We start from the raw sequence: 25,547 nt of genomic DNA, 5'->3' as shown, positions 1-25,547 counted from the left end.
CTTACTAGAAAGAGAAATAGATAATGCCAAGTCAGATCCACCGATCCGGCCAGAATAGCGCCACGATCGCTAACCCTGAGGGAACTATCTGCGATTCGCAACCAGCGGTTCCTCTCAAGAATCAGCTCCCGATAAAGACTGGTAGCGAGCAACCTGAACCAGTTGATTCGCCTTTGCTTAAGATTCACTCCCTGTTAAATAATTTTCTTTCGTTTCGGCAACTAAGCGATCGCCTGGAAGACTTGCCAGCTCAATTCCAACAACCACAAATGCGACCCTGGCAGCTAATCAATTGGCAAGCGATCGACCCTAGTTTGATTATCGGCATTACCCCCCAGGTTTATCTGGCCGTTTTGCAGGGCTGCATGAACATTGAAGCGCCAATTCATTCCTATTCCCACACCAGTTGGCAATATCTACAACAGCTTTATCCAGAGATGGCCAGGTTTGTTGGTGGTATGCGATCGGCAGATGGAACATTAGTTGAGATGGGCTTATGGGAAAAAGAAGAACGCCAACACGCGCCAGTATTACGCCGACTTTATAAACAACTAGCAGGGCAGCCACCACAATCCATTAAACTTCGCGCCAAGGAATATAAGCCCTCTGGCGATCGTCATCAGGATCTATTTCGACATGGCTTGCATCGCACCACCACGGAATATGGCGCAACCTGCCTGTATTTGTGGTTGATGGCTCATTCTACTGGTGCATTGCGGGATTTGATGGTGGAACTATTCCGCGATGAAGTCAATCATATGACCAAGTTTTTGGGCTTTGGGCTCTGGGCTTTCCCTGGCTCCAGGGTTGCTCTCACCCCGATTTTTGGTCGCTTATTTACGATCGGCCTAGCTCAAATCAAGCGATCCTGGTGGGTAAACTTGAGAACATCAGAATCTGAGCCAAAACCGATCGCCCCTAGCCAAGAGATCTTGCGATCGACTGATTCTGATCAGCAATGCGATCGAAATTCAACCAGAACCTTTCGTCCGCCGACTAATAATTTATTTGATACCTTCACCCACGTAATGGGTCTGGTGGGTTGGCGAAGCTGGTCATGGCCAAATCGCTTAGAACTAATCTGGGTGTTTGTGATCGTGCTGTGGCGATTGCGATGCTGGAGCAGAAGTCTGAGCGATATATATTTACAAGATTTGTTTGGCATTCCGCCATTGGCAAATCAATCGCAGCAAGCAAATTAAGCGAATTATACGAATCAAAATCCAAGCGGGAGGGAGAACTAATGTCGGAAGTACAGAAGTTTATGGAAATGCAAGATTTTCAAGAAGTAATGCCATTGCCAGAACTGGGATTAGCATATCAGGCGATCGCTCAACCCCCAAATACCCAAGATGTCTATGATGCCTGGTCAACTATGAATCAACAAACAATGCAGCCAGAAATAGCCCTAGGGCGATTGCCAAACCACGTGGCGGCGATTATGGATGGAAACGGTCGTTGGGCAGAGCAGCGCGGCCTACCTAGAGCAGTGGGCCATCGTCAGGGCGTAATCACGGTTAAAAATATTCTGCGCTGTTGCAAAGATTTAGGAATTAAATATTTTACAGTCTATGCCTTCTCAACCGAGAATTGGCGCAGACCACGCGAAGAAGTAGGCTTCTTGATGCGATTGTTTGAGCGGATGATCCGCCGTGAGCTAGAACAAATGGAGCGAGAAGGGGTGCGAATCAGGTTTGTGGGCGATCTCAACCCTTTGCCTGTCTCTCTGCGATCGGCGATTGAAAAAGCAATGGTGGCAACTGCCAATAACCGCGCGGTTAACTTTACTGTGGCGATCAACTATGGTGGCCGGCATGAGATCGTCAGTGCTTGCCAGAAGGTGGTAGAACTTGCTCAAGCCCAGAACCTCTCGCCCACAGCGATCACTGAGGAACTCTTTGAGCAGCATTTATATACTTCTGAAATTGGCAATCCCGATTTGTTGATTCGCACCAGCGGCGAAATGCGCTTGAGTAATTTTTTACTGTGGCAGTTGGCCTATACGGAAATCTATTTTACAGAGGCGCTCTGGCCTGAATTTGACCTAACTCAGTTTTATCGGGCGTTGATTTCGTTTCAAAAGCGCGATCGGCGTTTTGGTAAAGTTTGAGTCTGAGCTGAGCCAAAAACAAATACAACTTGATTTGTTCTTCCCCTTGACAAAAATAGATATTTGTTACAACAATCTATATAATGTTTGCAAAGAAGCGATCGCCCTGGTGGATTTACCCTTGCCCTAAATACTGGTTTTTAATCACAAAAAACTGGATCTAAGCTGGGGCTAGTTGGGTATGCTGATCCTATATTTTAGATGGGATTTTGGCTGAAACTGCTAGTAGTTTAATGGCATAGATGAACGCGATCGACTAGTACAGGCATTTTTTATAGATTAGTGGGAGAGGAAGGATCTATGGAATGGTGGCAACAGATGATCAAAGCAGAGGAACTAGCTAATCCTCTAGGTTTGTCGGCGGAGATGCTGGAGCTATTGGCGCAAGACTTCGATCGCTTCCGGATCATGGATCAGAACTTGCCCCGTACGCTAATTAATTTTTTGGTCGATGCAGAAGGATCACAGACTGTTTTAGATCAACTGGTTAAGGTTTTTGGTCAGGGCTTAAACTTCTCTTCTGCTAGCGCTATGCGGAAATGGTATCGCTACGAGAAAGCGGTTGAGAAAGCAGAAAAGTGCCGAGGTAAGGTATTTGAACTGTTTGGCAAAGAAAATATCAATGATGTTGACCTCTTCTGTCGCCTTGCCAAAATCTATAGTGCTGAAGCTCAGGTGATGCCAATGTTTGGGGCTGGCACTATCCCCTTTGGTAAATCAGCTCATCTTGATCCGTTTCTCTATGCGGCGGCTGGCTCAACGGAGAAGAAGCGTCGTCAGGCTAAATCTTTAGGTCTAGGTATTGCTTTTACCATGCTTGGTGGCACGATCGCAGGTGGCAATGAATCAAGCGATGATGATTACTATGGCTTGCCTGAATTCATAAGTTTCGATCTGCTGGCGGAGATGCTGGAGACTGTGGGCGAAAACCCAGAGGTCTTAGTAAAAAGCGTATTCCCTGAGGATCAATATTATTCTTCTATCAATGCGTTGATCGATTTACTAGCACAGCATCCGCAGTTTGGTGCTTTTGCACTTAAGTATCTTGATGTAGTACAAAAAGCTTTGCATGATAAGGAAATCTATACTCGCATTCATGCCCTGAAGATCCTTAGTTATCCTACCTGTCAGCCGTTGGTGGAGGCTTTGAATGAGAAAGTTGTTGAGATGGCGATCGGTACTTCTAAGTCAGTGCGGCAGCAGGCGGAAGCACTTTTTGCTACCCATCGTGATTTGCTGTTGCCAGGGCTGAAGCAGGCAGCGATCGATGCTGGCGCAGCGTCTAGACTCAATGCAATTAATTTGCTGGAAAAACTAAAACCAGAAGGTTTGCAGGAATTTCTAGAACAGCGCCAGGAACAGGAGAAGTCGGCGAAGGTGCGGGGCGCGATCGAAAGGATTTTAACTGTGCCGATCGCTCAGGAAGAGGAACCAGAACAAAAGCAGGAATTACAATTGCCTCCATTGCCAGAGGTTAAGTTAGAGGCTCCATTGCCAGAGCATGTCTATGAAGCCTTTAAACAGATGCTCAAGGATTGCGATCAGGCTGTAACTGAATATGTCGATCGCTTAAAAAAAATCCCCAGCTCTATGTATGCCAATAATGATAGGTTGACTCCAGACAAGCTCCCAGATCATCAAATTAATAAAATCTGGCATGTTTTGCAGTCTGGGAAAGCAAAGGATTGCCAGCCATCAGGGAGATTATTAATTCCTTTTCACTATACCGAAGAGAGCAAATGTGAAAAGCTTATATTAGGCTTTCTAGAATCGCCGGAGCTTGAGCCAATTCATCTTGTTCGTTTATTGCTAATCCTAGATGAAATCCCTAGCCGTAAACATAAGTATATAGAACAGGACGAATACGATGAACCTGCTTACTTCGGCTACCGTTTCCTGAGATATCTCAATCACTACTACAGTAGAAATAAGAACAGGTTTGGAATAAGGCAACTAGAACAATTGCTCAAATTCCTTGAAGTTAAAAACGATCTTATTAGGTATGAGATTTTTAAACATTATGATAACCGGATCATAAAAGCAGTGATCAAATGGGAGGATGAAGCAGTCTGGCCTTATTTTGCTGAGAATACTGATATCCTCATTGAAATATTCACACCAAAGGTCAAGTCTAGTCCCTATGATTATGACTATGGGATGCAGGCACTTCGAGAACTGGGATTGGAGATTTTAGCTAAATTCCCTACTCCACCGATCGAACTAGAACCTAAGCTATGGGAAATCGCCCTGGGTGGTTCAAAGAAAGAATCGCCCCAAGCCCAGGAAATATTAACCAAGCTACCCAACTACCACGATCGCGTCTATGCAGCCCTGAACGATCGCAGTAATGTCACTGGTCGGATCGCGGCGGCTCAATGGTTAGAGCGATCGGATGGTGAGGCAGCGATCGAGCTAATTAAAACAACCCTCAAAACTGAGAAAAATGAGAATGCCAAAGATGCCTATATGCGGATTCTGTCACGCTTAGGGGTTTCGGCAACGGAATTTATTAATATTGATGAACTGAAGGCAGAAGCAGCAAAGGGACTTAAGAAAGGCATTCCCGATAAATTATCCTGGTTCCCATTTAAACAATTACCTACAATCCATTGGCAAGATAGTGGTAAGCCGGTCGAAAAAGATATTATTATCTGGTTCATTGTCAAAGCCCATAAGCAAAAGCTGGTTGAGCCCAGCCCGATCGTGCAGTTGTATAGCTCTTATTTTGTGCCGGAAGAACGGGAGCTGCTGGGACATTTTATTTTAGAAAGCTGGATCGCCCACGACACTCGTCCAACTTATAGCCAGTCAGAAGCTGAAAAGCTAGCAAAACAAGATATGGCTTCCCTTTGGGCATTCTATCAGCGATGGCTTAAAGGCGCACCCGCAAATATTGAAGTGCTATATGAACAATATTATCAACAGAAATTGAATGGCCTTAAAGACTGGCACAAAAGAGAACTAAATCAATCAGAAATTGAGGAAGTAGAAGAATATGCGCAAAACAATGCAAATTCCACGTGGCAAGGACTTGAGGAAGCAAGACGAGCAACTAAGGAAAGTATTTATCAAGGATTTCTCAAAGATCGCCTTGCTCTGGTTACGACCAGTGCTACGAAGGATAAAGGGATTTTAGCGATCGCTTCTGCTTGTTGTGGCGTGGCCGCTGTACCGATTGCCAAGGAATATTTAACCAAATGGTATGGAAGGCGATCGGCGCAATGCATGGCTCTATTGCAGATTTTAACCTGGGTAGAAGATTTTAGTGCGATTCAATATATCCTCTCGGTGGCGAAGCGGTTCCGATCGAAGAATATTCAAGAGGCGGCGGGTAAATTCATTGAGGAGATCGCCGAGCGTAACGGCTGGACACCAGACGAACTGGGCGATCGCACCATTCCTACGGCTGGATTTGAAGACAAGCCAGAAATGACCCTTGATTATGGTGCAAGGCAATTTACGCTGGTTCTGGATAGTCAGCTTAATTTAATTCTCACTGATAGCGATCGTAAGGTGCTGAAATCCTTACCCAACGATCGTAAGGACGATGATGCCGATCTGGCCAAGGCAGCGAAGAAAACCTACTCAGCAGCCAAGAAACAATTAAAGCAAGTGCTCAAAATGCAAACGGAGCGATTGTATGAGGCGATGTGTACGCAGCGATCGTGGGTCTTCCGCGATTGGCAGGCTTTCTTAAATCAACATCCAATTATGGGGCGGCTCTGTCAGCGATTGGTCTGGGTTGTATGTGAAGACGGACAGGTCGTGAACACTTTTCGCCCCCTTGATGATGGCAGCTTTACCGATGTTGAGGATGAAGAAGTGGTGATTAAGGAGAATGCCACGATCCAGATCGCCCATGATATTTTGCTAGACCAACAAGCGATCGCCTTCTGGCAAGCCCACCTCAGCGATTATGAGATTACGCCGCTATTCCAGCAGTTTGGCAAGCAGCAATATATCCTGGCAGAAGAAAACAAGAATAAAACCGAAGTTGCTGATTTTGTGGGCTATGTGATGGATTCGTTCTCACTGCGTAGTAAGGTCAAAAAGCTGGGCTATGAGCGCGGCCGATCGACTGAATATTGTTTTAGTGAATATCGCAAGGCTTTTCCTGGCCTGGGAATCGAGGCTCTGATTGAATTTTCCGGTAGCTACCTGCCCGAAGACCAGATGGATGTGGCGCTGCGATCGTTCTTTTTCCGGAGCCTGGCAGCAGAGCATGACTATGGTTATTATGACGAAGCCGATCGTATTCCTCTGGACGAAATTCCTACCGTGTTGCTGAGCGAGATCTGGAATGATATGAAGCAGTTGGCAGAACAGGGTAGTGGTTATCGGGAAGATTGGGAAAAGCAGATTGATATCTACTATTAAATAAACTGGCTTAACTTCTCTATAATCAAATTAGCTATTCCGACTAGATCCTTAAAATCGAACCCTGAGCAATGCCGCGATCCAGTAACCCCAAATCTGCTAGCACCACCAAAGCAAGCAAAACTAGTAAACGTTCTGCCAGCAAGACATCAACAGCATCGGCGATCGAGACAGAGGCAGTCGATCAAGCTGAGCGATCGATTGATGAGAATAAGCCTAATCAAACCATCGTCAGGGCTCCGGCGGAGCAGCGCTATGCCCAAGAGCTATCGGCTCTGGCAGCTAATGACAAAAACCCCAAGCCCCCCAACTGGCATCTTTCCCCCCGCGCGGTGCGTACCTTTATTCTGGGTTCCGATCAAAAAGCGTTGAAGCATCAATGGCAGGGAAAAACAACCGAAACGATCATTACCCAGAAGTATTATGGCGATGATGCGCTGATCGATCGCTGTATTGTCACCCTGGCTGGTAATCGCGGTTTGATGCTGGTGGGTGAACCCGGCACGGCCAAATCGATGTTGTCGGAGTTGTTGTCGGCAGCGATCGCCCTTGATTCTACCAACACAATTCAAGGCACGGCAGGCACAACCGAGGATCAAATCAAATATTCCTGGAACTTTGCCCTGTTGTTGTCGGCGGGGCCTAGTCCGCAAGCCCTAGTGCCATCTCCTCTCTATCGAGCGTTGCAATCGGGTAAATTGGCCAGGTTCGAGGAAATTACCCGCTGTCCGCCAGAAATTCAGGATGCACTGGTGAGCATTTTGTCCGATAAGGTGCTACATATCCCCGAATTGAATGACGAGCATGGGATTGTATTTGCCCAGCGTGGGTTTAATGTGATCGCCACTGCCAATACCCGCGATCGCGGTGTCCATGATATGTCCAGTGCCCTGAAGCGGCGCTTTAATTTTGAAACCGTCTTGCCGATCGCCGATCAAAAGCTGGAACTTGAGCTAGTCAAAGCCCAAACCGAATCTTTGTTAGCCCAAGCCGAGGCCAAGGTAGAAATTACCGATGATGTGATCGATCTATTGGTGACTACTTTCCATGATTTGCGCCAGGGGCGGACGGTGGAAGGAACCGTAATCGAAAAGCCCAGCACCGTCATGTCTACGGCGGAAGCGGTGGCAGTGGGGGTATCGGCTGGTTTAGATGCCTGTTACTTCGGCAATGGCAAAATGTCCGGCGAGCATATTGTCAAAAATTTGGTGGGTGCTGTGTTAAAGGACAACCCGGAAGACGCTAAGAAACTGAAATATTATTTTGATGTGGTGGTTAAATCACGCGGTAAAAAACAGCCCGCATGGGGTGAGTTTTATAGGGCTAGAAAATGGTTGCGCTAGTTAAGTCCACGAAGCTGCCGAACTAAAGCTGTTTAGATGTGGGCGATATCTGACTAAAAATGGGCTAAAAATGGTAAATGTCAGCAAACCATGACTAGTTTACAAAAGGATCATTAAAGCTCGGCCAAAAAACCAAGAGCACCCTTAGTATTAATCTGAATACCTTGCAAATCTAAATAATTTGCGGGTATCGATTGATTATCGATTGATTACTGAACATAGAGAGAGTCCCAAGTCGCTATGAGGCCGATTCGCACATTTAACGTTAAGCCATCCCTACCAGAGAGGCTGGAGCCTCTGCGTGAACTCGCATATAACCTTTACTGGTCTTGGAGTGTTGAAATCCGAGATCTATTTCGTCGTCTCGATCCAGATCTGTGGGATGATACCCGCCACAACCCAGTTTTGATGCTGGGTACAATCAGCCAAGAGCGCTTGCAAGAAGCCCTGGAAGATGATGGGTTTCTGGCTCAGATGGATCGCGCCCATCAACAACTCAATGACTATTTAAACAAACGCACCTGGTATCAAAAGCATCGCTCTGGTCAAGCGATCGAAGGTGAATGCTATGCCTATTACTCCGCAGAATTTGGGCTAACCGATTGCCTACCGATCTATTCTGGTGGCTTGGGTATCCTGGCTGGCGATCACCTCAAATCCTCCAGTGACATTGGCATTCCGCTAGTGGGTGTGGGGTTGTTGTATCAAAAAGGCTACTTCAAGCAATATCTAAACCCCGATGGTTGGCAGCAGGAACGCTACCCGATCAATGATTTCTATAATATGCCGCTGCATCTAGAGCGGAATCCCGATGGTTCGGAGCTGCACATTAGTGTTGATTACCCCGATGAAAGCCTGGGCACCAAGAAGGTCTATGCCCGAATCTGGCGGATTCAGGTGGGTATGGTCAAGCTTTATTTACTTGATACCAATATCGAACCCAATAATCACACCGATCAAGACATTACCGACTACCTCTATGGTGGTGACATAGATGTCAGGATTCGGCAGGAAATGATGCTGGGGATTGGCGGCACCAGAGCCCTGGTTGCGCTGGGGTATAAACCAACCGCCTATCACATGAATGAGGGGCATGCTGGCTTTTTGTCGATCGCCCGCTTAGAGCCCCTGATGCAGCAAGAAGGACTGGGCTATCAAGAAGCGCTGCAATTGGCGCAATCAACTCAAATTTTTACCACCCATACACCTGTGCCCGCTGGCATCGATCGCTTCCCGCCCGATAAGGTGTGGTACTACATTGGTAGCTATTGCGATCGCCTGAGTATTTCCAAGCAGCAGTTCTTGGCGCTGGGTCGTGAGCATCCCGAAGATGAACAGGAATACTTCAGTATGGCGGTGTTTGCAATCAAAATGGCCACCTATGTTAATGGGGTTAGCAAACTACATGGTGCCGTATCGCGGGATATGTTCACCAGGCTATGGCCGCAGTTGCCCAATGCCGAAGTGCCGATCACCTCGATTACCAATGGGGTCCATGCCCGTACCTGGGTTTCTGAAGATACCCAAAACCTTTACGATCGCTACCTGGGACCAAGCTGGTCGTCAGGGGGAGTTAATGACAAACTGTGGGAACGAGTTAGTACAATTCCCGATGAAGAACTATGGCGGAATCATGAGCGCCAAAGAGCCCAACTGGTGCTATTTGCCCGTGAGCGCTTAAAACGTCAGTTGACCAAGTGGGGCGCATCACCGGCGGAAATTAAAGAAGCTGGCGAAGTGCTTGATCCTAGTGCTCTAACGGTTGGGTTTGCGCGGCGGTTTGCCACCTACAAGCGCGGTACATTGTTTATGTACGATCGGAATCGGATCAAAAAGCTGCTCAAAAATAGCGATCGAAAACTGCAATTTGTGATCGCTGGCAAGGCTCACCCCAAAGATACCCCCGGTAAAGAACTAATCCGCGACATTGTCCGATTTAGTCGCGAAGAAGATGTGCGCCATAGCATTGTTTTCATTGAAGACTACGATACCTATGTATCTGGTTTGATGCTGGCCGGTTGTGATATCTGGCTGAATACGCCACGCCGCCCCAGGGAAGCCTCTGGCACCAGTGGCATGAAGGCGGCCATGCATGGTTGTCTTAATCTGAGTATTTTAGATGGTTGGTGGGCTGAAGCCGACTATTTCAATACTGGCTGGCCGATCGGCCTCGGTGAGGAATATGACGATCACGAGTATCAAAATCGGATCGAATCCAACGCGATTTATGAAATCCTGGAAAAAGACGCACTGCCTTTGTTCTATCATCGCAGTGAAGATGGTATTCCTGTGGGTTGGCTGGACAAGATGAAGGATTCAATCCGCCTGAACACACCCATGTTCAACACTGCCAGAATGGTACGTGATTATGCTCAAGAAGCCTATATTAAGGCCAGCGATCGGATGGGTGAATTGCGTACCCAGAACTACGGCAAAGCTAAGCATCTAGCCCATTGGAAAGCGAACCTGGCGCAGGAATGGCACGCCATTACGATCAAGTCGGTCGAAGTTTCCACTGATGCCAACGACAGCACAGATGTCAAGGTCAGCCAGCCGATCGCAGTCAAGGCCGAGATTTATCTGGCTGGGCTCAAACCTGCTGATGTGGAAGTAGAGCTATACCAGGGCATTGTGGCCGAAAACGGCGAAGTCCTTGATGGTAAATCATATCCAATGATGCTGCAAAGCAACAGTAATGGCGTGAGTGTCTATGCAGCGGAGACTAGCTATGGTGGCAGTGGCCTACATGGTATGTCTTTGCGCATTCTACCTAAGCATCCCAGCCTAAGCAGTTCCTATGAACCTCGCCTGATTCACTGGGCATAAGCCAAAATTAGATCTATACTCGCAACAGTCAGGTATTTAGATATCAATTCTGGCTGTTGTTTTTTATTTCTTATAATTAAATAGTTGGGCTAAATGGGTCTAGGCAATTAGCTATTAGGACAATTGAGATCGATCTAATAAATCTATTAGATTTGTCCGCCCTTAAGTAAAATTGATAGGTACTGACCTGCGATCGCCAAATCCAATATCTACCACAGGGGCGATCCCGACTACCTGTTATTAACTGATTATTAACTGAGCATTAACCAGGAGAATAGAGCAAAATTAGTTATGGCCGTAGAAGTAACCTATGAGCAATATGCATTGGGAGCCGCAACCTTTGATCCCAGTGGTTTGCCGAAGGAATACTATACCCTGGCTGATGGTGACAAAAATATTAGTTGGGTACAGACGATCTTCCAGGCGTTGGGACTACGATCGCTGCTTAGCTCCTCACTCAAGCTCGATCATTTTTACTATGCGGTAATTCGCGGTAAGAAATATGCAGCGGTGGTAGTGCGCCAGCATAATTCTTATTTTGCGCTCTTGTTGGATATAGAAAATAATATTATTAGCGATAAGTTCATTGCCTGGGCGAGGCATTTTGATGTGGAAAAACTCAAACGCAATCCCCGTTTCCAGATGGTTTGAGCCAAATTAGCCATAATTAGCAACGATTAGTAATAATCTAGAAATACTAAGCAATTAAAGTAGCATTTCCCAAAAAGATTATATGACTGCCTACCGCACTGAAAAAGACTCAATGGGGGAGCTTGAGATCCCCACCACCGCCTACTATGGCATTCAGACCGCCAGGGCGATCGCCAACTTTGGGATCAGCGGCATCAAGCCCTTGAGTACCTATGTAGACGCTGGCATCACAATCAAAAAGGCCACCGCCACGGTTAACGCCCAGCTAGATTGCATTCCCAAAGATATGGCCGCCGCGATCGCTCAAGCCTGTGATGAAATCCTGGCCGGACAACTGCGTGATCAGTTTGTGGTTGATGTATATCAAGCGGGGGCAGGCACTTCCCACCACATGAACTTAAATGAGGTGCTGGCAAATCGTGCCCTGGAAATAATTGGCGATCGCAAGGGCAACTACGACCGCATCAGCCCCAATGATCATGTTAACTATGGCCAATCGACCAATGATGTGATCCCCACCGCGATTAGGATCGGTGGCTTGATGGCATTGCAGCGATCGCTCTATCCTGCCTTAGATCGCCTAATTGAGCAATTGGATAAAAAAGCGCATGAATTTAAAGATGTGATTAAATCAGGGCGTACCCATCTGCAAGATGCTGTACCAGTCAGACTGGGTGAAGAGTTTGCCGCCTATGCTCAAATTATGCGCGATCACCTGCGCCGCATTAATCTTGCTGCTGAAGATTTAACCTACTTGGGGCTGGGTGGTAGTGCTTCCGGCACTGGTCTGAATACCCATCCTGAATATTGCGATCGGGTTGCCGCCAAGCTGAGCGAGCTAACTGGTTTTCCGTTGCAACCTGCCCCCCACCTGATGGCCGCGATGCAAAGTATGTCGCCGTTTGTGCATGTTTCCAGTGCATTGCGCAACCTGGCACAGGACACGATCAAGATTGCCAATGATTTGCGCTTGATGGATTCGGGGCCGAAAACTGGCCTGAAGGAAATTCAACTGCCTCCGGTGCAACCAGGCTCGTCGATCATGCCGGGGAAATACAATCCGGTGATCGCCGAAATGATCAATATGGTGGGGTTTCAGGTGATTGGCTACGATACCGCGATCGCTGTGGCGGCACAGGCTGGTCAATTGGAACTAAATGTGATGATGCCGTTGATCGCCTATGATTTGATCCATAGCATCGAGATTCTGGGCAATGCATTACTAGCCCTGGCAGACAAATGCGTGGCTGGGATTACCACCAACCGCGATCGGTGCCTGGATTATGCTGAGGGGAGTTTGTCGCTGGTGACGGCGTTGAACAATCACATTGGCTATCTCAACAGTGCTGATATTGCCAAGGAATCTTTGGCAACGGGTAAGTCGTTACGGCAGATCGTGCTGGAGCGGGGTTTGATGACTGAGGTGCAACTAGCGGAGGTGTTGGACTTGGAGAAGATGAGTCAGATCGTCCGCCGCTCTCAAACTTGATCTAATAGTTTAAGGATAGATGACTGGATACTCACCAGGATCGACATAATTACCATCACAATCGAACTTAGCCCGATATTCAATCAGCTCAAACTGATTATTTTTTAACTCATAATGAGCCAGACTGCCGCAATCGCCTAGCCCTCGACCTTTACTAAAGACAGTCAAAATTTGCGAGCCAGGGTCGAAAGTAGGCAAGCCACCGATCGCCCTGGTTTTGATGGGCTTGACTGCACCGGAGGCATCAGGTTCATACACATCCAGGCTGAGTATATCCACCGAGGCACCAGCACTGGCGGACTCACTATAGATCGCAAAGCTATAGCTACCCTGGTACGCACCCATAAAGCAGAGCAACTGTACCATATAGCGATTATTACCAAGCGGATCTACCGTAGACAGATCCTTAGAAGAATCAGCCGTAAACCCATATTCGCAGACACCCAGACTGTCTATATTTTTGTGAATATAGCTAATCACCTCTGTTTCGGTAGTTTCCGTAACTGGAATGGTTGGCTTTTCAGTGGGAGCAGAAGGAGCAGTGCGATCGGCAACATTCCGCTTTACGTCCCGTTGTTGGCCAGTGTGATAGCTAAGGATTTTTTCCACATGGCGATCGCCGTTGGGAAATTCCACAATCAATTCTGGCTGGGGAAACTGAGTGGAAGGAATCTGCACCACATAGGTATAGTCATAGTTCACAAACTCGTAATAGCTCTGCTGAAGCGGATTATAGCCCTTGGCTTCTAGTTCCAAGCCACCCTTACCAGTTTTGCTGATGCCTCGATAGTAGCGGGGGATGGTGGGATTATTGCGATCGCTACAAATATAAATTTCATAATTTTCAGTATCGGCATAGGCCAAAATACCACCGGTATTGTCACAGACCGTTTTGTCCTTAACTGCCCCAATCCCACCGATCGGCATTACTTGGCCATCATCTTGAACCTCCTGTGCCTGGGGGATCTCGTTTGAATTTTGCTCAGTAACAGGTTGGGTGATGGAACTGTCGGCAGGGCGATCTTGACCATTAGCTTCACCAGGCCTTGGAGCGCCATTACAACTAGCCAGGGCAAAACCCAGCAAACTCAGCAAACCCAGCGCTAGGAAAAGGTTTGAACCATGATAAAAATTGTGAGCGCGTCTCCAGAACCTATACATAGCGATCGCCGATTAGTAATAGTGCGTGATTGAATCCGTTTAAAACATCAAAATTATCAATAGCTTAACCAGTCAAATTGCCCATCGATTTACCCATCGATTTGACTTTGACGAAGTCCCATCTAGTCGAAATATGCGAGATATGGCAACAGATTCACTGGGTTGATACTTTTAGCTTAAGCATATTCTAGCGATTTTTGCAGGTCTTATGGCGATCGCCGGCATGTTTTAAATAAGCTCAGCAAAGTTAGTCATCAAACTAGCTCTAGTCCATCCTCTTGCAAGTTATATGGGCGATCGAGAAAATTCAGGGTAGCTTCTTTGATCTAAAAGACTGGACGCAATATGCATAAGTTCCAATGCCAACATGAATCAGTAGCTTACAAATCCCTCAATCATCTGCCGATCTTGGCTCTGGCTGCGCAATTGAATTTGGTTGTTCAACTAGATCATTCTGATCACTTAAGCTATAGGCTAATTTTGCGGCGATCGCAGCGATCCAATTTTCATCCTGCTTGGTGTAGCTACGCGGTGCATTTGCGCCCAGGATAATTGCGCCCCTCTCGTCGATCGGCTGCACGATCACACCCTGGGTATTTTCTGGTAGATAGTCAAATTCCAATCGACCTGGATAGAGGGCTAACTTAACTAAATAGGTGGGTTTCTGGGTTTTGAGCGATCGGGCTAGAATTGCACCTGGTTCAATCTTGGATTCGTTCTTGCTTTTACTCTGATCCTGTTTGGGCATGATGCCCCGCCGCAGCAAAATGCGATCGTCATACCAAATTACGATCGACTTGGTGATTGTATTGGTGAGCAAGGTATGCGAAGCCCAGGCCAGTTCCGCTTGCTGGTTTGGAGTTAGGGATGGATCGATCTCAAAAACTTCAGCGCCAACTAATTGCACCGATTCCGGTGGCTTGGGTTGCACTTGTTGCCACAGCAGCGCGATTAAAATTAAAATTGCACTTTCCAAAATACCCATCGCATCAGAGCGGGATTGCGATTCCGTGAGCATGGGGGTGAGCAGGCGATTGATAAATAGGGCGGTTCCGCCGATAATTCCGACGATCAATGGCAGGTAGCGAATCATCTGGTCTTGCTTAAATCTTGCTTAAACTTAAGTTACAAAAAAGTTACTAGACCAGCCTAACCTGAACCCTTGGCCATTTCTAGATAGCGTTTGGCCTGGGCAGCAAATTGCTCTGCGGCGCTGGCACTGACAAAATCACGCTTAGGGATAATCAAACCAATTTGCACCGTGTACATCACGATCAGATATTGCTCATTTTCAAAGATCCGATCGACCCCGATCCATTTGCGGCTGCCCTCGCCATAGGCTGAAGTAACCGCGATCGCTTCGGCATTGATGGCGATCGTATGCTCCCCCAGGACACCATCACCACCTCTTTTTTTCATGTCTGCGGCCAGCTTGCGATAGATCAGCGTCGGCGCAAGTGCCACCAGCGCAATGATCAAAAGCATTGGCAGAATGGTGGTGAATAGCAATTCAAATAGCTCAGCGTAGCGGCCAAGGATGATATATAAAACGATCAGGATCGCCAGCAAAATCCCCGCCACGATCGACAAGCCCGCGATCAACCAGGGCATGATTTTTGACATCCTGGGAAACATGATCGTGCGATGCAACTTTAGAAATTCCAGGTAATCTTTGTCGGTGATATTGACAACTATTTCCATGGTTGCAACGGGGAGTAACTACCTCAAAATTATACTTCTTGATATATTCAAGCAATTGATCGCAGGCATAAACGTAGCCTTGAGGTGAGATTTTGGCGATCGTTTCAAATTAAACCTCATATCTAACCCAGTCAAAACTCGATCGCTCATCGCTCCTAGGCCAGGATAGCGATCGCCATTTACTTAATCTTCTCTAGTCTTCATCTGCGGCAAGCATCTTTTCAATTTCCGCTAGCTGTGATTTAGTTTGCTCGTACCCCACTTGAATAATCTCTTCTGCACAATGAAAATCAAAAATACCATATTGGCTCAGGTTAGGTTGAATTAAAATATCCGGTGGCAGCGCCGCTAATTTCACTTCAGTTACCTGCTGCTCCATCATATTGATTGCATTACCGATCACATCAAAAATATTTGGACATTGATTGTTTTTTGCTTCTGGCGATTCTTGTTTACGCTCAGGCAGCCAGTTATTAATCTTTTGACTTAAGGACGTTTGCACCGATTCATATTGCGATCGCATTGTGACTATAAAATCGCGGTCTTGGGTTGCTTGGTCTGCATCTTTGGCTTGTGAGTCTGGTTGCGAGGATTGAGGATCAGGCTGATTGGTATCATTTTCATCTGTTGGCTGCGGTTGCTCTGGAAATTCTGGCTGTTCTAGCGAAGATTCTCGATCGCTCGCGGTGCTGGCAGATTCGCTTAAAACACTGGTGTTAGCATTACCGCCATCTGGACATTGTGGATATTGATGATTGAGATTTACAGCGATCGCCAGGTCGCAGCCCATTTCCTTGACCACATCCACTGGCACCGGATTGATTACACCACCATCGATGTAATAAACGCCATCTTTCTCAAATGGGGTAAATACACCAGGAATTGAAATGCTTGCTCTCACTGCATCCACCAGTGAACCAGACTTGAATGTAACTGATTGTTGGTTGAGTAGATCAGTGGCAACGCAATGAAATGGCACCTCGGTTTCTTCGAGTTGCATTGACAATAGATGTTCTTGCAACAATTCATAGACCTTGCCGCCATCGAGTAATCCTTTATCTGGGAATTCGAGATCTAATAACGATACGATCGTGCGCCAATCGAGCGATCGCACAAATTCTTCGAGCTGCCTCAGCCCCCCAGCAGCATAAAAAGCACCGACAAACGCACCAATACTAGTGCCTGCCACATAATCAATTTTAATTTCTGCTTCTAGTAAGGCTTGAATTACGCCTATGTGTGCCCAACCTCTGGCACCACCGCTGCCTAATGCTAGGCCAATTTTTTTATGAGTCACCTTAGCTTGGCCATTTGCAAATTAATCTGTCTTGATTTTAGCTGCAAAAAAGGAACGATCGCGGCTGGCTTTTACCTTGAATATTAGTTAACAGTAGGGTTTTTGGCCGATTTTTGAAATAAATGTAACCTGTGATACAAACAGTGGTTATTGAGTAAGATTAAGTGTGAGAGGGCATGTTGCTAAACCCAGTTAGACTAGGAATAGGAGCTAATTTGCGATCGTATATTAGTAACTTATCTCAGTGTAATGTTTCTGCCCAGGCTGCATATAACTTAATATATGTTAGCTAAGGGCAAATATGATGATTTGGACTGGATGTGAAAAAGTTTGTGTCAGTTTTAGGGAGCATTAACAGGGGATGAACCAGGAACGTTCTCTAATTGAAGTATTTCGTCAGATGAATGGCGGCATGTATCCACCGGTGGTGGAGACTTTCGAGCGTGGTAAAACGATCTTCTTCCCAGGTGATCCGGCTGAGCGGTTTTATCTATTGGTGCGGGGGGCAGTAAAGTTATCGCGGGTATATGAGGCAGGCGAAGAAATCACTGTGGCGCTGTTGCGGGAAAATAGCATTTTTGGGGTGCTGTCGTTGATTACTGGCGATCGCTCCGATCGGTTTTATCATTCCGTGGCCTTTACGCCGGTGGAGCTGTTGTCGGTGCCGATCGAGCAGGTGGAAAAATCTCTTAAGGAAGATCCCGAACTGCCGTTGATTTTATTGCGTGGTCTGTCGTCGCGGATTCTGCAAACGGAAATGATGATCGAGACCCTGGCACACCGGGATATGGGCTCCCGTTTGGTCAGCTTTTTGCTAATTCTCTGCCGTGATTTTGGTACGCCATCGGAGCAAGGGGTAACGATCGATCTAAAACTCTCCCATCAGGCGATCGCGGAGGCAATTGGCTCAACGCGGGTCACGGTCACGCGATTATTAGGAGATTTACGCCGCCAGAAAATGATCTCAATCTCCAAGAAAAGGATTACTGTCCACAACCCGATCGACCTAGGTCAGCAATTTACTTAATCATAAATACAAAAATTGCCACTGAGTGATTAATCACCCAGTAGCAAAATTAAATATTTGATTTTGAATATTTTTCTAGTTCAAACTAGCAATTACAATGCCTGCTTGAGAACATCCACCTTATCGGTTTTCTCCCAGGGCAAATCTAGATCAGTGCGTCCCAGGTGACCATAGGCAGCCACATCCTGATAGAAACGACCATTACGCATACTCGGTAGCTTGCGTAGGTTGAAGTTTTGAATGATCGCCGCAGGCCGCAGATCGAAGTTGTCCTGCACCAGTTTCAGCAATACATCTTCATCTACTTTGCTGGTGCCAAAGGTTTCGATCGTCAAGCTGGTCGGTCTGGCCACGCCGATCGCATAGCTGATTTGCAATTCACACTTAGCCGCCAATCCAGCCGCGACAATATTTTTGGCCACATAACGGCAGGCATAGGCCGCACTGCGATCGACCTTGGTGGGGTCTTTGCCCGAAAAAGCACCACCACCATGCCGGGAATAACCACCATAGGTATCGACAATAATCTTGCGACCAGTCAGGCCAGAATCGCCCTGTGGGCCACCGATCACAAATTTGCCAGTGGGATTAACCAGAAAGCGGGTATTTGGATCGGGTAGCACGAAGGTGCCTTCAAAGGCTGGTTTCACTACCTCTTGCCACAGATCGGCTTTAATGATCTCCTGCATTTTGGCCGTATCGCTGGTGCCGGAAATTTCAGGGTCATGCTGGGTCGAGACTAGAACCGTATCAATGCCGATCGGCTTACCACCTTCATAAATTACGGTTACCTGGGTTTTACCATCAGGCCGCAGATAAGCCAGAGTGTCATCTTTGCGTACCGCTGCCAGTTGCCGGGAAATCCGATGCGCCAGGGCGATTGGCATGGGCATTAGTTCCGGTGTTTCATCGCAGGCAAAGCCAAACATAATCCCTTGATCGCCTGCGCCAACCGCTTCTAGTTCTTCGTCAGATTGCTCACCCTGACGGGCTTCCAGTGCCTGGTCTACGCCCTGGGCAATATCAGGGGATTGTTCATCGATCGCCAGCAGCACCGCGCAGCTATTGGCCGAAAAACCATTGTCGGCATCGATGTAGCCAATCTCGGCAATTTTACGACGGGCCAGATCCACAAAATTCACATGGGCTTTGCTGGTAATCTCGCCGGTAATTAGCACTAACCCGGTATTAACAACCACTTCGGCTGCAATCCGCGAGGCGGGATCGTTAGCCAACAGGGTATCAACGATCGTATCGGAGATTTGATCGCAAATTTTATCGGGATGTCCCTCAGTAACAGACTCGGATGTAAATAGATTACGACTGACCAAAAACTTATCCTCCCGGTAATACTGAAAGTCTTGTATTTGATGGCGATTGCTTGTGACTGTCTAATTGCCATGAGCTGAGATGATTTATTTCTAGCCAATGCCAACGACATCGCCCCCAACATAAAGTAGAGTTAGTCATTTAGTTGAAGCAGGCTGAGGCAGTAAGCAAAGTAGGCAGTAACACTCAAAAAAGTAAATCTAGTAAATAAACGTAACACTTTTAAGGGCGATCGCAAACCATTAATCTTGACCTGGTGGTTAAGTGACTAATTTAGTGGTTTTTCTCAGGTGAATAACTGACAAAATAATTGATTGGGATGGATGCCTAAACGGTGTTTTGCCGAAAGGCGATCGCCAACTCTATAAACATTACTTGCTGATAATCGATCGAATGCTAATAAGTAATTACCCATGCAAATAGCCAATTACATAAGCCAGTTACATAAGTAAAGATAAAATACCCAAATTTAGCTATTTAACTGCCTCCATCTCAATCTCCATTGCAATACATGCATTTATTTTAGCCAATATATACATTTATTTAAGCCAGCGATCGCCTGCTACTGTCCTTGTTCTGGCCATATGGATCAGTCCCCAATTTTGCCCTATGGCCTAATTAGCTGGTGCGATTTGCCATAGTTTGCCAGGTGGGAAAATATTCTCATGGGGCACTTCAAGTTCATGCAGGGTAGTGAGGATGTCAAAGGATGGCCGGAATACAAAAATGCCGTCAAATTGATTGGCATTGACCTGCTGCAAAATTACCTGCGGATCGATCGGTTTGGCCAAGAGCAAAAGCTGTACCTTGGGATCGAGAATATAGCTGAGTGAGAGCAGATCGCCAGTGTTGGTATAGTCATCGCCAATGTCACTAATCAGCAATGGGTTAGGGGCAGCATTAACCAGTCTGGCGATCGCGGCGTTGTGATAGCTCAAGTCCTTTGTCCAGGAAGTATCGGCATAGGCATTCACCCAATTGGAAAATACTGCCAGAGTCAAGATCGCTGCTAATAAGCCCTTGCCAATCAAGCGCGCCGATTGACTGTGCAAAAGAGACCAATGTATTTGCGATCGCCTCTGACTTATGCCAGCAGTCTTAGCAAGCAAGTTCGGCTCAATTAAATTTGCTAACCAATAGCCCACCGCCAACAAAATAATCGGAAAGCAGGGAATTAAATAGCGTGCCACCGCCGATCGCTTGCCCCCCATAATCAAATCCGGCAAGGCCAAAATCAAAAATGGTTCCAAAATAGCGGTCAGGATAAAAATGCGCGTAGAAAGTGTGGCGCGACGACTCAGAAAAGCAATCGCCAGAAACATGATCAATACATAGGGAAACCGAAATAGATAAGTCCAACCATTGTTATAGCCAAAGTCATAATCATTGAACAGGTCAGTGAAAATTAACATCCAGGAACGGATTAAATGGGCTGCACCGATCGCTACTTTCGTCCAACTGGTGGTTTCGGCGGCGCGTTGATAGTTATCCAGAATAATCAGTAACCAGGGCAGATATAACAAGGTGGTGGCGATCGCGGCGATGCTATAGCTAATCAATACAACATTGGGCTGATGATTACTAAAAGCAGCCTGCTCTGCGGCAATAGAGAGTTCAACATCTTGATCCGCATTAGAGTCTAAATTTTCTGGATTTTCTAAATCTTCATTTTCTAAATCTTCATTTACTGAATCATCAACATTAGCCCTACCGATAGCCTCCAGATCGCCATGATTAATGTTTGATCTATTCTTTTTTCCCTGCCACCATCGCTCCCAAGCCACCAGACGCAACCAATCGAGTCCGACATAGAGCCCATGGGCGATCAGGGTCAAGCCAAAAAAGGGATGGGCATATAAACCAATTAAATTACTAACTACATATAAACCCCAATCGATCGCCCTGGTTGGATTATTGCTGGTGGGCGATCGCCTGATTGCCCTGATCATTAGCCAACTGCTCGACAACACACACACCGACAGCAGGCTATATTGCCGTGTGATCTGAGCGAATAGAATTTCCAAAGGGGCGAGTGCGATCAGCGCGGTTGAAATCAAAGCCACCAGCCGCGATCGGAATAACTCCCAGGCCAATAAATACATAAATGGCAGTGCCAGCAAAGAGATCAAGGCCGGGAGAGAACGCGAAGCGGTGCGCGATCCACCAAACCAATGCATCCAATATCTGCCCAGCACAAAATACAACGGCGGATGCTGGGGGTCTTCCTTGACCAATGAATCAACTGTATCGGCAACGGTGCTAGTCGGTTTGATGTTTTGGAATTTTTGTAGCTCCGAGGCTGGCATCAATCGATCTTGAAAGATGGCCTGGTCTATTTCATGGCGGGTATAGCCAGCGGCGCGAATAGAGCTATAGGCTTCGTCGTGCCAGAATAGTTTGCGCTCTAGTTGAAAGAAACGAAACCCTATCCCCAGAGCGATCGCGGCGATCAAGAAAATGGCGATCGCGCGTGTTTGATTTGATTTATTTGAAACCAATATTTACCAACTCCCCGCTAGGTTAATCATCTCAGTTAACTATCTAAGTTAACCATCTCACCGATCGCTAATTATTGATTGATGATGCGGCTTAGTTCATCGATCGGCAAATGTGATCTAATTTAGCAGGATTAATTTATGTTGGTGCGATCGTTGGCTATAAATCATTTTGAAACCATAAATAATAACTCAGAATCAAAGCCAAACCTCTGCACTTGCCAAGCTCGATCGCCAATTAGCTCATAAAATCGTTGCTCGTAATTCGCCACCATTCCCTTATTTTTGCCGCTCAGGCTCCTGGCTGGAAACGATACCAACATATGCTTTGCGCGAATTCTCTCTAGCAGTCGCGTTCCTGCCCCTTTATCCACCTGTTCCAAGCAGGGAATTGTTTTTAAGATCAAAGCTAGATCCACTTCCTGCTCCGGGCAAGTATTGCTAATACTCTGAGCCCAGGCATTGCCGCTAATCCCAGCGATCGCCATGAAACCATTAATAAACCCGATCATATCGCCATAAATATCACAGGCATAATATTGCATATCCGCCGCCAAAGGCATCCAGGGAATCGCCAAAGGATTGAATCCACAGGCGAGATCGAGCACAGAATTAATCGGCGCGATCGTGCCCATTGTCTCAGCATAAATGCGATCGAGAATTGATAATCGTTCTTTGGTTGAAGCATGGAACCCCATAATCCGCTGACAGGTGGCCAGGAAGGCAGCGCGATCGCCTTGTGTTGATTCCAGTTCCGCCAGCCATTTGGGATACTTAGTGCCATAGCTTAAATATGCGCCGCCAACTTGATGTAGCTTATTTTTGGTGGCCTTGATTGCTTCCTTTAGTTTGGGTTGCTTAGCTAACTCCTGTATGCCAATCTGCTGAATTAAATCAGGGGCGATCGTTTTATATTTAGAGCTTTGTAAAACTGATGCGATCAGGCGATCGAGGTGTTCGATTTGCTCAGGGGTGGCTGATTCTGACATGGCGATCGCTGCTGCTAAATTAAGGATTGGATTAGAGCACTTATATAGCTTAATTCTTCTCTGCAAAGTGCTGAAACCTAGATATACAGAGGTATATTTCAGCTTAGTTGAGATAGTCTCGTAATTCGATCAACTAAAAACTTTTGCCGCCCAAGTTCTCTCTCACTTTGAGATAGCTGAGCTGGGGCTTCCTATTGCAATATTTCTAAGTTGGAATGAAACCAATCAATTATGAATGTCTTTACTTCCCGATCGGCTCCCTGGATTTCTACTTCGAGGTCTAGGCATCCATTAACTAATGACACTATATCTTCAAAATCTTTACTACTATAAAAATCTCTGTTCCCCCGTCCCTCAAACGCTTCTATCTTCGTTGCCAGCAAGTATGCAACTGGGAAAATATTGATTTTAGTTCCACTAGGAAGGTTATAAGGTATGCAATTTTGCAACCCAGTGTCATACCATCGATTTGCAAAACCCAATACTTCTTGATTAGTTGGCATAATATCAATAATGAGTTTCTCTTGATAGCGCCAGCGACAAATAACACCGCTGCTACTATCTTCATGAAGGCCAATCTGTCTTAGTTGCTCGAAAAGAGAGTAATATTCTGCTTTTGAAGAGGCTTTTACAACACAATCAACATCTTTCGTGGGACGGACTTCTAATGCTGAAACTTGTTCTAGGTAAAGTGCAATAGTAATGCTGCCAATAAATGCAAAAGTTTGCTCTAATCCTGAGAGTAGTGATGCTGCTTGCTCTAGTATTTGAATCTGCTCATTCATTGATTCCAAGCCGTTGTTTCAATTCTTCAACAGCAAATTGATATTCTCGCCTTTTACCTACTCGAATGGCATCAACTAAGCTGAGGAGTGCATATAATTCCGGGTCTTTCTTTACTGCCTTTGGTACTGATTTATATAGGGGTTTAATTTCCTGCCCCCGTTCCCATCCATCTGGAGAAGCCCAAACATACTTGTTACTATCATCTAGGATTTTACTTTTAAGTGGTTCAGCAGAATGGGCTGTAGGGATGCCTCTCACAATTTTTCCTGGCTGTGTATAGAAGATGTACTTTACCCCATATACAATTACTTCATACAGCGGTCGTCTCATAACGCGGTTGTAATACATGTCATATAAGCCGCTATCAATACACCTTTTGGTCGAAGCATGAACTACAGAGCTACTCATATATAACTCGTCTGCAAGCTCGCTATAAGTCCACATTAGGCTTTGATAGATGTAAAGTTTTAGCAGAACAACAATATCTTGAGGTTTTAGCATTCAAAAATTCACAAACAAAATGAAACAACCCTATTCTATATTCTCGAATGCAGAATAGAAGCTCAACAAAAACGTTTTTGATATAAAATATTAATGTTTTAATACTTGAGATTGATGCAGGGTGTGAAAGCAAGAATCATTGCCGTGGGCAAAATCAAAAAGAAGTGGATCGCTGCGGGCGTAAATGAATACTTGAAGCGATTGCCAAGGATGGAGATTCAAGAAATCAAAGACACAGGCAAGGAGAAAGAAGCAGAAAAAATTCTGGCTATGCTCAAGCAATATGACAATCTGATTGTACTGTCTGAGGATGGCGAAATGTTTGACTCGATCGAGTTGAGCCAATTGCTTAACCAGGAGATGGCGCAGGATGTGGTGTTTGCGATCGGTGGGCAAGATGGGGTAAGCGAAACACTAAAACAATCTGCCCGTAGAGTTTTGAGTCTATCCAGGCTAACTTTTCCTCACGAGCTAGCGCGATTGATTCTGGTGGAGCAAATTTATCGAGCCCAAACAATTATTAATCATCAGAGTTATCATCGCTGATTCTAATCATCGCAGGCCAAGCAAGAGCAGTATGTTAAGTAAACTCAAGGTTCTATGCTTGCTTATCAATAATAAAAATAAGCTCAGTAGCGAATTCTATTTCCTTCGTTTGCCAGGGGCGATCGCTAATCATGCCATAGACCAAATCCCGATAGCGATCGGTTACATCCCATTTGCCACTGGCGCTGGTGGTGGGCAGGGAAATAAGCAGATAACGAACTTGCAGAGCATCCAGTAAAGGCAATGTGCAACCGCGCTGGCGCTGTTCAAAGCGATGTACTTCCTTAAAAATAAAGGCCAGATCCGCAGATTGGTTGGGGAAGTTGACCAGAATATCCTGGGCGATCGCTAAGGGTTCTAATCCTTGTAGGGTGAAATATTGATTCAGGAATTCTACTCTAGTTTGATGTAGATCGTAGGCATAGTAGCGAGTGGCGATCGGTAATTCCATCCAGGGAAAGGAAAGGGGATGCAGCGCACAGGCAATATCTAAAATGCTATTTGGTGTGCCTGTATGGGCAAAGATTTTACGATAGAAGTTATTTAATAGGGGCTGCCGCTCTCTGGTGGAAAGATGGCTGGCCATGATTTCGGTGCATGTTGCTTTGAGTTGTTCTTGTCCCCCTGTAGCGATCGCTGATTCTAGCTGCTGGATCGCCTGGTTATAATCTGGATCGCCCAGGTACGGGGCAACGATCCGATGCAGTTTTTTCTTAGCCGCCTGGATCGCTTCGTTTTTGTGCTTGTGGCGGGGAAGCTCGGTTTCAATCAGATCGCGGATCGTGGCTGCGCAGATATTTGATTTTTTGTATTTACTCGATTGGCGAATGGTATTAACCAATTCATCAATGTTGATATCTTTACTCATAAATCAAGCATTCGTTTTGATTGTGTTCGGAATCAAATATCAGCGGAACTT

At 46.2% G+C, this 25,547-nt stretch carries 19 protein-coding genes; 9 read left to right on the top strand and 10 right to left on the bottom strand.

Annotated features, from left to right (window positions below):
- Nucleotides 1-23: 23 nt before the first annotated feature.
- From PSE7367_RS05155 to PSE7367_RS05125, 7 genes are all read left to right on the top strand, one after another.
- On the top strand, nucleotides 24-1,202 hold the full coding sequence (locus PSE7367_RS05155; protein WP_015164316.1) for a ferritin-like domain-containing protein: 1,179 nt from the start codon (nucleotides 24-26) through the stop codon (nucleotides 1,200-1,202).
- A 41-nt stretch (nucleotides 1,203-1,243) separates the two neighbouring features.
- Entirely contained in the window at nucleotides 1,244-2,110 is an 867-nt protein-coding gene (locus PSE7367_RS05150) for an isoprenyl transferase (protein ID WP_015164315.1), read from the top strand.
- A 300-nt stretch (nucleotides 2,111-2,410) separates the two neighbouring features.
- A complete protein-coding gene (locus tag PSE7367_RS05145) occupies nucleotides 2,411-6,487 on the top strand; it encodes a DUF4132 domain-containing protein (protein ID WP_015164314.1) in 4,077 nt (1,358 codons plus the stop codon).
- A 71-nt stretch (nucleotides 6,488-6,558) separates the two neighbouring features.
- Nucleotides 6,559-7,830, top strand: coding sequence for an ATP-binding protein (locus PSE7367_RS05140; RefSeq protein ID WP_015164313.1), 1,272 nt, complete (start codon nucleotides 6,559-6,561; stop codon nucleotides 7,828-7,830).
- Between the two features lie 240 nt (nucleotides 7,831-8,070).
- Nucleotides 8,071-10,656, top strand: coding sequence for an alpha-glucan family phosphorylase (gene glgP, locus PSE7367_RS05135; protein ID WP_015164312.1), 2,586 nt, complete (start codon nucleotides 8,071-8,073; stop codon nucleotides 10,654-10,656).
- A gap of 291 nt (nucleotides 10,657-10,947) precedes the next feature.
- Nucleotides 10,948-11,307: a hypothetical protein gene (locus PSE7367_RS05130; RefSeq protein ID WP_015164311.1), complete on the top strand. Its 360-nt coding sequence runs from the start codon at nucleotides 10,948-10,950 to the stop codon at nucleotides 11,305-11,307.
- A gap of 82 nt (nucleotides 11,308-11,389) precedes the next feature.
- Nucleotides 11,390-12,796, top strand: coding sequence for an aspartate ammonia-lyase (locus tag PSE7367_RS05125; RefSeq protein ID WP_015164310.1), 1,407 nt, complete (start codon nucleotides 11,390-11,392; stop codon nucleotides 12,794-12,796).
- 9 nt (nucleotides 12,797-12,805) lie between these two features.
- Here the strand turns inward: PSE7367_RS05125 and PSE7367_RS20185 are convergent, their stop codons facing one another.
- From PSE7367_RS20185 to PSE7367_RS05105, 4 genes are all read right to left on the bottom strand, one after another.
- The gene (locus tag PSE7367_RS20185) at nucleotides 12,806-13,957 is read right to left on the bottom strand and encodes a DUF1176 domain-containing protein (RefSeq protein WP_015164309.1); all 1,152 of its coding nucleotides are present in this window, start codon (nucleotides 13,955-13,957) and stop codon (nucleotides 12,806-12,808) included.
- Between the two features lie 391 nt (nucleotides 13,958-14,348).
- A complete protein-coding gene (locus PSE7367_RS05115) occupies nucleotides 14,349-15,050 on the bottom strand; it encodes a cofactor assembly of complex C subunit B (RefSeq protein ID WP_015164308.1) in 702 nt (233 codons plus the stop codon).
- 56 nt (nucleotides 15,051-15,106) lie between these two features.
- Nucleotides 15,107-15,658, bottom strand: a complete 552-nt coding sequence (locus PSE7367_RS05110) for a YcxB family protein (protein WP_015164307.1) — start codon at nucleotides 15,656-15,658, stop codon at nucleotides 15,107-15,109.
- 193 nt (nucleotides 15,659-15,851) lie between these two features.
- Nucleotides 15,852-16,955, bottom strand: coding sequence for a patatin-like phospholipase family protein (locus PSE7367_RS05105; RefSeq protein ID WP_015164306.1), 1,104 nt, complete (start codon nucleotides 16,953-16,955; stop codon nucleotides 15,852-15,854).
- A gap of 361 nt (nucleotides 16,956-17,316) precedes the next feature.
- Between PSE7367_RS05105 and ntcA the strand changes: the two genes are divergently transcribed.
- On the top strand, nucleotides 17,317-17,982 hold the full coding sequence (gene ntcA, locus PSE7367_RS05100; protein ID WP_015164305.1) for a global nitrogen regulator NtcA: 666 nt from the start codon (nucleotides 17,317-17,319) through the stop codon (nucleotides 17,980-17,982).
- 92 nt (nucleotides 17,983-18,074) lie between these two features.
- On the opposite strand, the gene metK is transcribed toward ntcA, so the two are convergent.
- The 5 genes from metK to PSE7367_RS05075 all read right to left on the bottom strand — a co-directional run bounded on the left by metK (nucleotide 18,075) and on the right by PSE7367_RS05075 (nucleotide 24,082).
- On the bottom strand, nucleotides 18,075-19,313 hold the full coding sequence (gene metK / locus PSE7367_RS05095) for a methionine adenosyltransferase (RefSeq protein ID WP_015164304.1): 1,239 nt from the start codon (nucleotides 19,311-19,313) through the stop codon (nucleotides 18,075-18,077).
- 612 nt (nucleotides 19,314-19,925) lie between these two features.
- Nucleotides 19,926-21,809: a glycosyltransferase family 39 protein gene (locus tag PSE7367_RS22365; RefSeq protein ID WP_015164303.1), complete on the bottom strand. Its 1,884-nt coding sequence runs from the start codon at nucleotides 21,807-21,809 to the stop codon at nucleotides 19,926-19,928.
- Nucleotides 21,810-21,973: 164 nt separating this feature from the next.
- Entirely contained in the window at nucleotides 21,974-22,795 is an 822-nt protein-coding gene (locus PSE7367_RS05085; protein ID WP_015164302.1) for a 16S rRNA methyltransferase, read from the bottom strand.
- Between the two features lie 191 nt (nucleotides 22,796-22,986).
- A complete protein-coding gene (locus PSE7367_RS05080) occupies nucleotides 22,987-23,580 on the bottom strand; it encodes a nucleotidyl transferase AbiEii/AbiGii toxin family protein (protein WP_015164301.1) in 594 nt (197 codons plus the stop codon).
- Complete coding sequence (locus PSE7367_RS05075; RefSeq protein ID WP_015164300.1) at nucleotides 23,573-24,082, bottom strand: hypothetical protein; 510 nt, start codon at nucleotides 24,080-24,082, stop codon at nucleotides 23,573-23,575. Before PSE7367_RS05075 ends, PSE7367_RS05080 begins: the two co-directional genes overlap by 8 nt.
- Nucleotides 24,083-24,196: 114 nt before the next feature.
- Between PSE7367_RS05075 and PSE7367_RS05070 the strand changes: the two genes are divergently transcribed.
- A complete protein-coding gene (locus PSE7367_RS05070) occupies nucleotides 24,197-24,628 on the top strand; it encodes a 23S rRNA (pseudouridine(1915)-N(3))-methyltransferase RlmH (RefSeq protein WP_015164299.1) in 432 nt (143 codons plus the stop codon).
- Between the two features lie 52 nt (nucleotides 24,629-24,680).
- On the opposite strand, the gene PSE7367_RS05065 is transcribed toward PSE7367_RS05070, so the two are convergent.
- Entirely contained in the window at nucleotides 24,681-25,496 is an 816-nt protein-coding gene (locus tag PSE7367_RS05065) for a 16S rRNA methyltransferase (RefSeq protein WP_015164298.1), read from the bottom strand.
- Nucleotides 25,497-25,547: the final 51 nt, after the last annotated feature.

The organism is Pseudanabaena sp. PCC 7367 (genome assembly GCF_000317065.1).
Lineage (GTDB): Bacteria > Cyanobacteriota > Cyanobacteriia > Pseudanabaenales > Pseudanabaenaceae > Thalassoporum > Thalassoporum mexicanum.
Note: the sequence above shows the minus strand (reverse complement) of the source record. Positions and strands in the feature narration are given on the sequence as shown.

Coding starts and splice junctions, on each gene's coding strand:
- PSE7367_RS05155 (WP_015164316.1), top strand. CDS start 24: ATGCCAAGTCAGATCCACCGATCCGGCCAGAATAGCGCCACGATCGCT.
- PSE7367_RS05150 (WP_015164315.1), top strand. CDS start 1,244: ATGTCGGAAGTACAGAAGTTTATGGAAATGCAAGATTTTCAAGAAGTA.
- PSE7367_RS05145 (WP_015164314.1), top strand. CDS start 2,411: ATGGAATGGTGGCAACAGATGATCAAAGCAGAGGAACTAGCTAATCCT.
- PSE7367_RS05140 (WP_015164313.1), top strand. CDS start 6,559: ATGCCGCGATCCAGTAACCCCAAATCTGCTAGCACCACCAAAGCAAGC.
- glgP (WP_015164312.1), top strand. CDS start 8,071: ATGAGGCCGATTCGCACATTTAACGTTAAGCCATCCCTACCAGAGAGG.
- PSE7367_RS05130 (WP_015164311.1), top strand. CDS start 10,948: ATGGCCGTAGAAGTAACCTATGAGCAATATGCATTGGGAGCCGCAACC.
- PSE7367_RS05125 (WP_015164310.1), top strand. CDS start 11,390: ATGACTGCCTACCGCACTGAAAAAGACTCAATGGGGGAGCTTGAGATC.
- PSE7367_RS20185 (WP_015164309.1), bottom strand. CDS start 13,957: ATGTATAGGTTCTGGAGACGCGCTCACAATTTTTATCATGGTTCAAAC.
- PSE7367_RS05115 (WP_015164308.1), bottom strand. CDS start 15,050: ATGATTCGCTACCTGCCATTGATCGTCGGAATTATCGGCGGAACCGCC.
- PSE7367_RS05110 (WP_015164307.1), bottom strand. CDS start 15,658: ATGGAAATAGTTGTCAATATCACCGACAAAGATTACCTGGAATTTCTA.
- ntcA (WP_015164305.1), top strand. CDS start 17,317: ATGAACCAGGAACGTTCTCTAATTGAAGTATTTCGTCAGATGAATGGC.
- PSE7367_RS05085 (WP_015164302.1), bottom strand. CDS start 22,795: ATGTCAGAATCAGCCACCCCTGAGCAAATCGAACACCTCGATCGCCTG.
- PSE7367_RS05080 (WP_015164301.1), bottom strand. CDS start 23,580: ATGAATGAGCAGATTCAAATACTAGAGCAAGCAGCATCACTACTCTCA.
- PSE7367_RS05075 (WP_015164300.1), bottom strand. CDS start 24,082: ATGCTAAAACCTCAAGATATTGTTGTTCTGCTAAAACTTTACATCTAT.
- PSE7367_RS05070 (WP_015164299.1), top strand. CDS start 24,197: ATGCAGGGTGTGAAAGCAAGAATCATTGCCGTGGGCAAAATCAAAAAG.
- PSE7367_RS05065 (WP_015164298.1), bottom strand. CDS start 25,496: ATGAGTAAAGATATCAACATTGATGAATTGGTTAATACCATTCGCCAA.